This is a genomic window from Brucella sp. GW823-FHT04E01, from assembly GCF_058796175.1.
In genome coordinates this window covers 540,195-552,699 of record NZ_JBXAIK010000003.1, presented here as the reverse complement: position 1 = coordinate 552,699, position 12,505 = coordinate 540,195, and the positions used below count along the sequence as shown (strand labels likewise).

Genomic DNA, 12,505 nt, shown 5'->3' with positions numbered 1-12,505 from the left:
GCAATCAGTAGATGTCGAAGTCGAAATATTTCTTCACGATCGTGGCATAGGTTCCATCGTCGCGAATTTTCTTGATTGCCGCATTGAACTGTTCGCGTAGATCGTCATCGCCCTGACGGAGTGCAATTCCGGTATCGGTCTGCGTGCCGGGAATATCGCCGATAAGCTTGCAACAATCCGCACCGTCGCCCTTGATCCAGTCAGAGATCGGGAATTTGTCGGAAACAACCGCATCAAGCCGCCCATTCTTCAGGTCAGCATTGGCTTCGTCGGCAGTCGGGTAAAGCTTAACATCAGCGCCAGCCTTGCCGTAGACGTCCTCCGCATAATTGCCCTGCGTCGTCGATCCCTGAGCGCCAACCGACTTTCCCTTGAATGCTTCGGCATCCAGCGATGTGATCGGGCTATCCTTCGACACGGCAACGGAAAGTGGTGTGGAGTAATATTTGTCCGTGAACGCAACTTCCTTCTTGCGCTCTTCCGTGATGCTCATCGATGCAATGACCGCATCGAACTTGTTCGACTTCAGGCCGGGAATCATCCCGTCCCAGTCGTTAGCAACAATCGTGCACTTGGCATCCATCGCCTTGCACAGGGCATTGGCTATTTCGACATCAAGTCCCTGAAGCGAACCGTCCGCCGCCACGAAATTGAAAGGTGGATACGCACCTTCGGTGGCGATGCGGATTTCTTTCCATTCTTTGGCCTGCGCCGGCAAGGCAGCGATTACAGATGCTACGCCCGCAAATAGGATGGCTTTCAACATAACTATTCCCCTTACTGCTTTGTTATCGTTGTAATTGGCAGGGCACCCCCCGCGAATGGTAGCGCCTGATTTCATGCGCTTGCCATGACTGAAGCACCGGACGCCTTCCACTGCAAGCAGGTTTTGAAGACGCCCGGAGTCTAATTTGTCACATCAATAGATGTCGAAATCGAAATACTTCTTGCGGATCGTTTCGTAGGTGCCGTCGTCACGGATTTTCTTGATTGCGGCGTTGAACTGTTCACGCAGATCGTCGTCACCCTTGCGCAGGGCAACGGCGATCTTCGTTTCAGAACCCGGAATATCACCAAGGAACTTGCAGCAGTTTGCGCCCTGCTTTTTCAGCCAATCTGCGGCGAGGAATTTATCGGCAGCGATTGCGTCCAGACGACCGCTTTCGAGATCGGCATTGGCTTCGTCAGCCGTCGGGTAAAGCTTCACATCCGCGCCTGCCTTGCCGTAGACATCATCAGCATAGTTGCCCTGCGTGGTGCCAGCCTGTGCACCAACCGTCTTTCCATCGAATGCCGACGGATCGAGCGAAGTCATATCCGTATCCTTCGGCACGACAACCGCAAGCGGGGTCGTGTAATAGCGCTCGGTGAAGGCAACCTGCTTTTCGCGCTCCTCGGTGATGGCCATCGAAGCGATGACTGCATCGAACTTGTTGGCCTGCAGGCCCGGGATCATGCCGTCCCAATCATTGGCGACAATCGTGCACTTGGCTTCCATCGCTTTGCAAAGTGCATTTGCGATATCAAGATCGAAACCTTCAAGCTTGCCATCTGGAGACATGTAGTTGAACGGCGGATATGCACCTTCGCTGGCGATGCGGATTTCTTTCCACTCCTTTGCCTGAACAGGCAAAGCGAGGAAGACTGAGGCCAGACCGGCCAGCAAAACTGATTTCAACATGACTTTCCTACTTCTTTAGAAGCGCACCCGAAAACTGTGAAACGGTTCTCAGTCAAGATGCGCCGGTAGACACACATAAGGCGGAGTAGCACATCCATCCGCCAGTCTGGATTGGGCAATGCGCTTACACCCGATCCCATTCAATTGCGACTTTGATAGGACAGATTGACTGAATACCAAAACGCAAAAAGGGTCTGCTGCGTACCAGCGCAACAGACCCAGCATTCATGCGGCAGAAGCTATCAGGCAACCATACGTGCGCAATGATCTTCTTGTGCATATGCCTTGCCAAAGCGGTTCGAGAGGAATGCTTCGAGCGTAATGTCTTCCTGGCGGATAAAGCCCTGCTGTGGAAGATCACCCTTGGCCAGCATGTCGAGCACAGCGCAGATCGCCGAAGCCGTGGTGATCTGGATGCCCGAGCGAATGATCTTGCCAACCGGAGCGGCATAAACCTTGTTTGCGTAGGTTTCCTGAACCAGACGGCCGTTCTTGGTGCCGGAAACGGTCACAAAAATCACCACGACGTCCTGAAGAGTCGTCGGCAGGGCATTTTCGAAGATGTCCTTGAGCACTTCACGGCGATGGCGCAAACCGAGATCGTTGAGGAGCGCCTTCATCAGCGCAACGTGACCCGGGTAGCGGATGGTGCGATAGTTGAGCGTGCGGACCTTGCCTTCGAGCGTTTCGCAGAGCGTGCCGAGACCACCGGAGGTGTTGAAGGCTTCGTAGGTAACGCCGTCGAGCGAGAACTCTTCGCGTTCTTCGAGAGCAGGAACTTCGCTCAGCTCGCCATTCACGATGGCTTCGCACGGCTCGATATATTCGTTGATGACGCCGTCGGTGCTCCACGTCAGATTGTAGTTCAGAGCATTCGAAGGGTACTGCGGCAGAGCGCCAACGCGCATACGAACGCTGTCGAGCTTGTCGAAACGCTTTGCCAGATCATAGGCAACGATGGAGATGAAGCCAGGAGCGAGGCCACACTGCGGAATGAAAGCGGTCTTGGCTTCCTTTGCCAGTTCCTTGACGCGGCGTGTGCTGGCAACATCTTCGGTCAGGTCGAGATAGTGAACACCTGCCTTAGCAGCTGCTTCGGCGATACGGGTCGTCAGATGGAATGGAGCGGCGCTGAGTACAGCGAACTTTCCGGTCAGAGCAGTTTCAAGAGCCTTGGCATCTTCAATATCAAGTGCCTGCGTCTTGACTTCTGCGCCCGATTCCAGTGCATCGAGCTGCGCCTGAGAGCGGTCGACAACGGTAACGGCATACTCGCCTGTGGAAGCGAGAAGATCGGCAATGGTGGCACCGATTTTGCCTGCGCCGACAACTACGATCTCTTTCATATAACTTTCCCCTTGGAATGCAATTCGGATATGCAAGAATCGCATAGTTCCATGCAAAAAGAAGCATACAAACTGACGATATGACGTTGTTTGTTTGCACATATTGACGTATTTAATATGCATTATGACGACAGAAGCCGATCTTACCCTCATCGCCCTCCTCCGTGAAAATGCCCGCGCCTCGACAGCTGACCTCGCACGGCGCCTCGGAGTGTCCCGAACTACTGTCCAAAGCCGCATCGAAAAGCTTGAGAAACGCGGAGTTATCGAGGGCTACACGGTACGAATCGCACCGGAATTCGAGCGTGATCTGGTTCGCGCTCATGTGCTGGTGACCGCACTACCCAAGCTCGCGCCCAAAGTCGAAACAGTTCTGCGCGGCATGATGGCCGTTCGTTCGCTCCATTCCGTCAGCGGGCATTTCGATATGATCGTCGTTGTGGAAGCTCCTTCTATACAGGAACTCGACGCCGTTCTGGATCGTATAGGCGCGCTGGAAGGCGTTGAGCGCACGATGTCATCCATCATCCTTTCGACGCGAATTGATCGCTGAGGCACAAGATTAGTACGGCAGAAAACGAGATCGCTCTCACCTATCAGATGGAGACTGTTCCACTGGTGCGCTTTCGGCGAAAGAGCATTGCCGCAAGGCCTAAAAGCACGGTGCCTGCGATGAACAAAAATGCTGCGGCAGCGATAGCCGGGCTGATATTTTCTCGAATTGTCGAAAACATCTGGCGTGCCAAAGTACGCTGATTTGGACCAGCGACGAACAGCGTCAGCACAACCTCGTCCAATGAAGTCGCGAACGCCAATACTGCACCAGACGCGATGCCCGGCATGGCGAGCGGAAGTGTGACTTTACGAAAAACTGTCAGAGGCGATGCGCCAAGACTTTCGGCTGCCAGTTCAACACGGCGGTCGATACCTGCCAGAGCACCCGTAACGCTCACCAGAACAAAGGGGATCGAAATCACTGTATGCGCGATAATCACACCGAGATAGGAATTCGCTATTCCGAGCCGGACAAACAATAGCTGCATACCGACGCCCATTACCACGGCGGGAACGACCATGGGCAACAGGAACAAAGTTTTAATGGGGCCTGAAAGAAACAAAATCCTGCTGCGCAGGCCAAGTGCGGCCATCGTTCCCAGCACAGTCGCCAAAATCGTCGTTCCTGAGCCGATAATAAGGCTGTTGACGATTGCGCGCCGCCAGACATCCGCCGTGGCGAGTTCTTCAAACCAGCGCACTGACCAGCCGGGCACTGGATAGGTCAGAAACACGCTGGATGTGAAAGCAAGTGGAAGAATTGCAAACAGCGGAGCAATCAAAAAGACCACCGCGGCCACGCCGAACAGGATTTTCGCGAAGCGCCCCATGGTTACGCTCTCCCCGGTTCATCGGCAGTGAGCCGTCCGTAGACAGCATAGAGTACGAGACAGGCGACGAGCAGCACGAGTCCCAATGCGCCGGCCATACCCCAGTTGGCCGAACCGGTTGCGTAATAGGCGATGATCGAGCTTATCATCTGGTCGCCCGGTCCACCGATCAGAGCCGGAGTTATGTAGTAGCCAATAGCGCTCATGAACACGAGCAGCATGCCAGACAGGATGCCACGCATACTTAAAGGCAGTAGTACCCGCACGAAAGCCCTCCAAGGCGGTGCGCCGAGCGATGCAGCAGCCGGCATGAGATTGCTCGGGATCGATACAAGAACGCTATAAATCGGCAGCACCATGAACGGCAAAAGTACATGGGTCATGGCTATCACTACCCCTGCCCTGTTGAAGATCAACGGTAGCGGTCCATCGGTGACACCAAACCAGATCAACGTATCGTTGATAAGTCCCTTGTCCTGTAGAAGAATGAACCAGGCCGCAGTACGCACCAGCAATGATGTCCACAACGGCAACAGAACTGCCGCAAAAAGCACACTCCTGATCCAGCCTGAGGATGATGTGAGCAAGACGGCATAGGGATAGCCAATTATTGCACAGGCAAGTGTTACCAGCGCGGCAATCCAGAACGTGCGCAGCATAATCGCCCGGTTGGCCGATGTACCGGGCGCCATTGAAACAATTTCTCCGGATGTATCGCGCTCCATATCGACCGCCGCGAGCAGGTTGCGATCAGTTGTTGGTGAAAGCGCATTCGCAATAGCATGCCAAAACTCCGGTCGGCTCCATCGCTTGTCGATCATTTCCAGGTCAGGAACAGGATCGCCCTTCTCGATGGCTGAAAGTGTTTTGCTCATCAAGGTACGAAAGCCCGATTGGGCGCTGTTCAAGCGGCGGACCATGTCGCCTACGGCCTGCTGGTCGGTCGAAGCCTTCAGGTCTGCCACGAGCGCCTGTTTCATTTCAGGTGATGGAGCCGATTGTCCGTCCCAAAAAGTTACAGCCTCGGCGGTCTGGGGGAGAACACGCAAAACCGCCGTATCGGACACGGCCTGTTTCATCATCACCCCAAGCGGCCACAGAAAAAACAAGACAATGAAAACAAGCAGGGGCGCGATCAGAAATATCGCTCGGACAGTTTTGCCGGATGGAACCGTCATGCTGCAATAGTCCAGCAATCAGCAGCATTGAACCCCGCTACGACATCTGTTCCAGGCGCCCATTCACGCGCTTTCCTGTCAAGACGCACAATAAAGTCATGAGCGCTGGCATCCAGCTGGATGCGCAGATGGTCCCCTTGATAGACACTGTCGATCACACGTGTTTTAAGAAGATTGTCTGAACCACCCTCCTCGCCCAGTTCGATGCGCTCGGGCCGGATGGACAGAAGAACTTTCTGTCCCGCCCCCAACGTTCCGTTCGATGACGCGGTTAGTGTGCCGCCATCCTTCAGACGAATGAAAGCGCTCGTACCTTCCACCCGCTCGACCGTTCCTTCAGCAAGATTGGTTTCGCCTATAAATTCGGCGACGAAACGGGTCTGCGGCTCATCATAAATTGCACGCGGCGTGCCAATCTGTTCGATTTTTCCTTTGTTGAAGACAGCGATCCGGTCCGACATGGTCAGCGCTTCGCTTTGATCATGGGTGACAAAGACAATCGTCAGTCCTAACCGGCCATGCAACGCACGAATGTCAAGTTGCATCTGTTCACGTAACTGTTTGTCGAGCGCGCCAAGCGGCTCGTCCATCAAGACCACGCCCGGCTCGAAAACCAGTGCACGGGCGAGCGCCACGCGCTGTTGTTGGCCGCCAGAGAGTTGCGATGGCTTGCGTTCACGCATCGTGGAAAGCTGAACCATATCGAGCACCTTATCCACCAGCTCGCCAATCTCTGCTCTCCCAATACCTCGCATCTGAAGCGGAAAGGCGACATTCTCGCCAACTGTCATATGGGGGAAAAGCGCGTAGTTCTGAAAAACCACTCCCATGTTGCGCTTGTATGAAGGAACCGTATTGATTGCCTTGCCATCGACATGGATTGCTCCACTGCTTGGACTTTCAAACCCGGCAAGCATCATCAAAAGCGTCGTCTTGCCTGAACCCGAAGGACCAAGAAGACTCACGAATTCACCGCGATCAATATCGAGGTTCAAACCATCTATAACTTTGAAATCACCGTAGGATTTGCTGATATTCTCGAAGCGGATGCGGCAGTCCGTCAATGAATCACTCCATCTTCCGGAAAACAGGGAAACCCCGCCGATATTGCACCGACGGGGCCATGACTGTGGATTATTGCGCCAGCCAGGCGTTGAAGCGCTTCGTCAACTCCTCGGAGTTATCGATCCAGAAATCGACGTTAAGAGGAAGGGCGCCTTTCAGATTGTCTTCCGCCGTTGGAAGATCCGATGCGAATTCCGCAGGCACCTTGCTTGCAGCTTCCTTGTTCGGCAGACCGTAAGCGACATATTTCGGCAGCTTCACCTGATTGTCGGGCTGGCTGGCAAAAGCAATGAAATCCAGCCCAGCATCCTTGTTCTCGGCATCTTTCAGGATCACCCAGCTATCGACAGCATAAATACTGCCCGGCCAGACCACCTTGAAGTTCTTGCCTTCGCTCCTGTTTATGCCCGTGATGCGTCCGTTATAGGCCGATGCCATCACCACTTCATCCGAGGCCAGCAATTGCAGCGGCTGTGCTCCTGCTTCCCACCAGACGATGTTCGGCTTCAATTCATCAAGTTTTTTGAACGCGCGATCCACGCCCTCCGGGGTTGAGAGCACATCATAGACCTCATCCTTGTTGACCCCATCGGCGAGGAGAGCGAATTCAAGCGTATACTTGGCGCCCTTACGCAAGGAGCGCTTGCCTGGAAACTTCTTCACATCCCAGAAATCAGCCCAGGATTGTGGGCCATCTTTCAGCTTGTCCGCATTATAGGCGATTGCTGTCGACCACACGATTGCCCCTACACCGCAATCATTGACCGCACTGTCGAGGAACTTGTCCTTGCCGCCAACCTTGTCCCAATCGATTTTCTCGTAAAGACCGTCAGCACAGCCGAGAGCGAGTTCTTCGGCTTCTACCTGCACGACATCCCAGTTGGGTTTTCCTGCTTTCACCTTCGCCTGAACGACGCCGTAACCACCGTCCCAGGATTCATCTAGCAAAGGTTTGCCGGTCTTCTCGGAAAAAGGTTTGAAGTAAATTTCACGCTGGGCGTCCTGATAGTTGCCACCCCAAGACACGACCGTCAGGTCGCGGGCAGCAGCGGAGCCAGTATAAAGTGCGGTTGCTAGGAGTCCGCCCATCAGGGCAAGGCGAGCAATTTTCATCGACATGTTCCCCATTTTGGTTCGACGGGTTGTTCCCGCCGTTGTTGTAATGAGGTCATGCTAACTTGATCGGTAGTCGTGGGCAATATTGTAGTCGTCCAAGAATACAAAAGTAGTATCTGCCCAGCTAGATGTGACAAATCCGGGCGGGAAAGCACCCGGATATGTGATCTAGTCAGTGTCAGACGCGTTCCAGCGCAATGGCGATCCCCTGCCCGACGCCGATGCACATCGTTGCAAGAGCGTGTTTGCCGCCATTGAGCGCAAGTTCGAGCGCCGCCGTGCCCGCGATACGCGCCCCGGACATGCCTAGCGGATGCCCGAGCGCAATAGCGCCACCATTGGGATTGACGCGTTTGTCGTCATCAGCAATTCCAAGATCGCGCAACACTGCCAGTCCCTGCGACGCAAATGCTTCATTCAGTTCAATCACATCGAATGCGTCGGGTGCGATACCGATACGCGCAGATAGCTTCTTTGTCGCCGGAGCGGGACCAATACCCATAATGCGCGGAGGAACACCCGCCGTGGCGCCGCCCATAATACGGGCAATCGGTGTGAGGCCGTATTTCCTGATGGCTGCTTCAGATGCGATGATAAGCGCGGCAGCTCCATCATTGACACCGGAAGCATTGCCCGCCGTCACAGTGCCACCCTCACGAAAGGGCGTGCCCAACTTCGCCAGTGCTTCCAGGCTCGTGGCGCGAGGGTGTTCATCCTTAACGACAACGACCGGATCGCCCTTGCGTTGCGAGATCGTGATCGGAACGATTTCCTTTGCAAGGCGTCCATTGGCTTGCGCGGCTGCCGCCTTTTCCTGACTGCGAAGTGCAAAAGCGTCCTGATCCCGCCGCGAGACGTTGAAATCTTCGGCAACATTTTCACCCGTTTCAGGCATAGAATCGACACCGTACTGTTTTTTCATCAAAGGGTTGATGAACCGCCAGCCGATTGTCGTATCGAAGATTTCCGCCTTGCGTGAAAATGCACTGTCGGCCTTAGGCATGACAAAGGGGGCGCGGCTCATGCTCTCCACACCGCCAGCAATGAGCAGTTCCGCCTCACCAGCCCTGATAGCACGTGCAGCCGTTATGACTGCATCCATCCCGGAACCACAGAGACGGTTTATCGTCGTTCCAGACACTCCTGCCGGCAGCCCGGCCAGAAGCAGCGACATGCGCGCAACATTGCGGTTGTCTTCGCCCGCCTGATTGGCCGAGCCGAAAATCACATCGTCGACAGCTTCCCAATCGACGGAACCATTACGCTCCATAAGCGCTTTCAGCGGAATGGCGCCGAGATCGTCGGCACGCACGGAAGAAAGCGCGCCACCATAACGACCAATGGGAGTGCGAATGTAATCGCAGATATAGGCTTCACTCATTACATGGTCTCACAATTCGGGAACAACGAGATCGGCGACCGGGCCGTCGATATGCAACGTCGCGCCGGTCATGGCTTGAAGGTCTTCCAGCGTCATGGCGGCCAGCTTTTCACGCAACACGAAACGCCCCTTGTCGATATCGATCACAGCATGGCTGGTATAGATGCGGGTGATACATGCGACGCCGCTTAGCGGAAAAGTGCACTTTTCAACCAGCTTCGGTTCACCCTTCTTCGTTACATGCTCGGTGATGACGACAACTTGCTTCGCACCATGTACCAGATCCATCGCACCGCCCACTGCGGGCACGCCTTTGGCGCCAACACGCCAATTGGCGAGATCACCATTCTGGGCAACCTGATAGGCGCCGAGAATCGCGACATCGAGATGTCCGCCGCGCACCATCGCGAAACTATCGGCATGATGGAAAAATGCCGCGCCGGACTTTAGCGTAACAGCCTTCTTGCCAGCATTGATCAGGTCCCAGTCTTCCTCACCTGCTGGCGGCGCTTCACCGAAATCCAGAACGCCGTTCTCCGTGTGAAAAATCGCTTCACGTCCTTCCGGTTGATAGCGGGCGACCATTTCGGGAAAGCCAATTCCAAGATTTACATAGGCACCATCCTGAATATCCTGCGCGGCGCGCCATGCGATCTGGGCGTTGGACAGTTTGATGTCATCATGAATATCAATCATCATACGTAGGTCACTCCAGCACGAATGAGCTCTTCTTCTTGCTGCGGATTTGCAACTTCAACGACACTGTCGACGAAGATACCCGGCGTGATGATATTTTCCGGCTCAATGCCTCCGAGCGGAACGATTTCCGATACCTGTACAATCGTCCTTGCAGCAGCCATACACATGAGTGGATTGAAATTACGCGCAGCCATGCGGTAGGTCAGATTGCCGTGCGTATCGCCAAGATGCGCTTTAATGAGCGCATAATCAGCTTTCAGCCAACGCTCCTGCACGTAAGGTCGTCCATCAAATTCAGCTATTACCTTGCCTTCGGCGAGTTCCGTGCCATAGGCTGTCGGCGTGTAGAACGCCGGGATACCAGCGCCACCTGCTCGGATACGCTCAGCAAGCGTTCCTTGCGGTACAAGTTCCAGATCGATTTCACCGGCAATATATTTGTCCGTGAAAGCGCGCGGATCGGAAGACCGCGGGAATGAACAGATCATCTTGCGCACCATCCCGGCGTCAATCATTGCCGCGATGCCGATGCGCCCATTGCCCGCATTATTGTTGATCACCGTCAAGTTCTTCGGCCCCTTATCGATCAGGGCATGGATCAATTCTATTGGCGCGCCTGAGCCACCGAACCCCCCGATCATGACCGTAGCGCCATCGTCTATTCCGGCAACAGCCTCGGTCAGACTTCCGATTGTCTTGTCCATTTTACCTCCATACCAGAGCGTTCGAGCTTCGTGCTTGAGCGTCCGGTCGCAATCGCACTGGAGTTAGCCACCTCGTCGGCAAAGGGTCAAACATTTTGTGCGATATTTGACATTTGTTCAGATACCGCACAAAGTATCTACGCAAACTGAGAGGGATTTCATGCGCGAAACAGATTTCATCGGCGGTTTTGCAAAGGGATTGAAGGTCATCGAAGCGTTCGGTGAAGACCAACCACGTCTTTCAATAGCGGACGTTTCAAAAATAACTGGTCTCGATCGTGCAACCGCACGACGGTGCCTGCTGACGCTGACCGAGCTCGAATATGCCGAGTATGACGGCAAGTTCTTCATGCTTCTGCCCAAAATTCTTCGGCTCGGGCATGCCTATCTATCTTCGACGCCATTGCCGACAATTATCCAGCCGCATCTGGACCGGCTCTCTGATGCCGTCGGAGAGAGCGCATCCGCATCCGTTCTGGATGGAACGGAAATTGTTTACATCGCGCGCGCCTCACAAATGCGCGTGATTTCCATCAACTTGATGGCGGGAAGCAGGCTTCCAGCCTACTGTGCTTCGATGGGGCGTGTGCTTCTGGCCTGGCTTCATGAACCCGAGGCTCAGGTGCTTCTCGAGCGCACTGAACGGAAAGCTTTGACACCATTTACAAAGGTGGAAATTGCCCCGCTGATGACAGAACTCTCCATTATTCGTGGTCAAGGTTATGCAATCAACGATCAGGAACTGGAGATCGGACTACGCTCCATCGCTGTTCCTGTTTTCAATCATCGAGGTTTAGTAGTTGCGGCGCTTAACATCGGGGCACCCGTGGCACATGTCGAAACAATTGACCTTGTGGAACGCTTCCTGCCTGCAATGCTTCAAGTCCAGTTGGATCTACGCAATTTGCTGAGATGACCGCAGAGAATGAAAAATCCAATTAATTCTATGATGATGAATCCAGAGCGGCCAGACGCTCGCGCTCCCTCAAACGGAATGTACGGGGTGTTTCGCTCGTCATCTTCAGGAAAAAGCGTGAAAAATATGCGGGATCTGAAAAGCCAAGGCTGTAGGCGATATGCTGCACCGACGATGGCATGGCTATCAAATCGCGCTTGGCCGTCTCAATCAGCCTGCTTGCAACCATGTCTTGTGTCGTCCTTCCTGTCAGTTGTTTGACAGTCCGGTTGAGATGCGTTGATGAAACACCCAACAGTTTCGCATAAAATGAAACGGGCTTGTGTTCTCGGTAATGACGGTCGATCAGTTCCTGCAAGCGCTCAATACGAGCATGCCCATATATCTGACGGTCTTCCTGCTTTGCGGAATTTGAAGAATAAGCGTGTCGCAGAACATAGACGAATGCGGCTTGAACAAGAGATTCCAGCAGGCTGTTTTTATATGGTTTTCTCGTGTGAAACTCATCTTGTACTTGCCGCAGAAGAGAGGAAAGTAACGCCAGATTCTCGTCGCCCGCTCCTTTCATCGATATGAGTTGAGGATGCATCAACCACTTCGCCATAACGCCCCCAGAGCCGTCTCCAATAAACGGCATATGAGGGCTCAAAATCGTTACAATGTGCCCCACTATATCTCGAGAGAATGCAAACCCATGATTGAAACCGGGTGGCACCATAATGGCACATGGCGTTTGAAAGGGGTAGATGACGCCATCGAAGCTCACCTGCCCCGCACCCCCTTCAATATATAAAAGCTGAAAGAAGCTCTCGTGACGATGCAACGAAATTTCGAAATTATGCAAACTTGATCGCGAGAAAAGCGTCTCGCAGTGTAGCCAAAAATCCGGCTTCTGCTCGCGTTCTTCTCCATAAAGCTCGTATGTTGGAACAAAATTATCCGACACTTACCCTCCAATCATGTTCGATTTGTACAATAAATAGTCGAGATTATCCATTGCCAGCAGGAACGTTCCTTCAAGAATAAAGACGGAA

13 protein-coding genes are annotated in these 12,505 nt (G+C 53.8%); 2 read left to right on the top strand and 11 right to left on the bottom strand.

Annotation, left to right across the window (positions count from 1 at the left end; genetic code table 11):
- Positions 1 to 4: 4 nt before the first annotated feature.
- The 3 genes from AC1RHM_RS13010 to AC1RHM_RS13000 all read right to left on the bottom strand — a co-directional run bounded on the left by AC1RHM_RS13010 (position 5) and on the right by AC1RHM_RS13000 (position 3,027).
- Positions 5 to 766 (bottom strand): ABC transporter substrate-binding protein, encoded by a 762-nt coding sequence (locus AC1RHM_RS13010; RefSeq protein ID WP_010658897.1) that lies wholly within the window; start codon positions 764 to 766, stop codon positions 5 to 7.
- A gap of 153 nt (positions 767 to 919) precedes the next feature.
- Positions 920 to 1,681: an ABC transporter substrate-binding protein gene (locus tag AC1RHM_RS13005; protein WP_010658898.1), complete on the bottom strand. Its 762-nt coding sequence runs from the start codon at positions 1,679 to 1,681 to the stop codon at positions 920 to 922.
- Positions 1,682 to 1,923: 242 nt separating this feature from the next.
- Positions 1,924 to 3,027: a saccharopine dehydrogenase family protein gene (locus AC1RHM_RS13000; protein WP_010658899.1), complete on the bottom strand. Its 1,104-nt coding sequence runs from the start codon at positions 3,025 to 3,027 to the stop codon at positions 1,924 to 1,926.
- A gap of 124 nt (positions 3,028 to 3,151) precedes the next feature.
- Between AC1RHM_RS13000 and AC1RHM_RS12995 the strand changes: the two genes are divergently transcribed.
- Positions 3,152 to 3,580: an Lrp/AsnC family transcriptional regulator gene (locus tag AC1RHM_RS12995; RefSeq protein WP_029375973.1), complete on the top strand. Its 429-nt coding sequence runs from the start codon at positions 3,152 to 3,154 to the stop codon at positions 3,578 to 3,580.
- A gap of 43 nt (positions 3,581 to 3,623) precedes the next feature.
- Here the strand turns inward: AC1RHM_RS12995 and AC1RHM_RS12990 are convergent, their stop codons facing one another.
- From AC1RHM_RS12990 to AC1RHM_RS12960, 7 genes are all read right to left on the bottom strand, one after another.
- Positions 3,624 to 4,412: an ABC transporter permease gene (locus AC1RHM_RS12990; RefSeq protein WP_010658901.1), complete on the bottom strand. Its 789-nt coding sequence runs from the start codon at positions 4,410 to 4,412 to the stop codon at positions 3,624 to 3,626.
- Positions 4,413 to 4,414: 2 nt separating this feature from the next.
- Positions 4,415 to 5,590 (bottom strand): ABC transporter permease, encoded by a 1,176-nt coding sequence (locus tag AC1RHM_RS12985; protein ID WP_010658902.1) that lies wholly within the window; start codon positions 5,588 to 5,590, stop codon positions 4,415 to 4,417.
- Positions 5,587 to 6,654 carry an ABC transporter ATP-binding protein gene (locus AC1RHM_RS12980; protein ID WP_010658903.1) on the bottom strand — a complete coding sequence of 356 codons (1,068 nt, stop codon included), beginning with the start codon at positions 6,652 to 6,654 and terminating at the stop codon, positions 5,587 to 5,589. The genes AC1RHM_RS12985 and AC1RHM_RS12980 overlap by 4 nt, the downstream gene beginning before the upstream one ends.
- Before the next feature lie 70 nt (positions 6,655 to 6,724).
- Positions 6,725 to 7,768, bottom strand: coding sequence for an ABC transporter substrate-binding protein (locus tag AC1RHM_RS12975; protein ID WP_010658904.1), 1,044 nt, complete (start codon positions 7,766 to 7,768; stop codon positions 6,725 to 6,727).
- A gap of 181 nt (positions 7,769 to 7,949) precedes the next feature.
- Positions 7,950 to 9,152, bottom strand: a complete 1,203-nt coding sequence (pcaF, locus tag AC1RHM_RS12970; RefSeq protein ID WP_010658905.1) for a 3-oxoadipyl-CoA thiolase — start codon at positions 9,150 to 9,152, stop codon at positions 7,950 to 7,952.
- Between the two features lie 9 nt (positions 9,153 to 9,161).
- Positions 9,162 to 9,851, bottom strand: a complete 690-nt coding sequence (locus tag AC1RHM_RS12965; protein ID WP_010658906.1) for a CoA transferase subunit B — start codon at positions 9,849 to 9,851, stop codon at positions 9,162 to 9,164.
- On the bottom strand, positions 9,848 to 10,555 hold the full coding sequence (locus AC1RHM_RS12960) for a 3-oxoacid CoA-transferase subunit A (RefSeq protein WP_010658907.1): 708 nt from the start codon (positions 10,553 to 10,555) through the stop codon (positions 9,848 to 9,850). Before AC1RHM_RS12960 ends, AC1RHM_RS12965 begins: the two co-directional genes overlap by 4 nt.
- 160 nt (positions 10,556 to 10,715) lie before the next feature.
- Between AC1RHM_RS12960 and AC1RHM_RS12955 the strand changes: the two genes are divergently transcribed.
- Positions 10,716 to 11,471, top strand: a complete 756-nt coding sequence (locus tag AC1RHM_RS12955; RefSeq protein WP_010658908.1) for an IclR family transcriptional regulator — start codon at positions 10,716 to 10,718, stop codon at positions 11,469 to 11,471.
- A gap of 28 nt (positions 11,472 to 11,499) precedes the next feature.
- Here AC1RHM_RS12955 and AC1RHM_RS12950 read toward each other — a convergent pair whose 3' ends face one another.
- Positions 11,500 to 12,417, bottom strand: coding sequence for a helix-turn-helix domain-containing protein (locus AC1RHM_RS12950; protein WP_029375974.1), 918 nt, complete (start codon positions 12,415 to 12,417; stop codon positions 11,500 to 11,502).
- Positions 12,418 to 12,505: the final 88 nt, after the last annotated feature.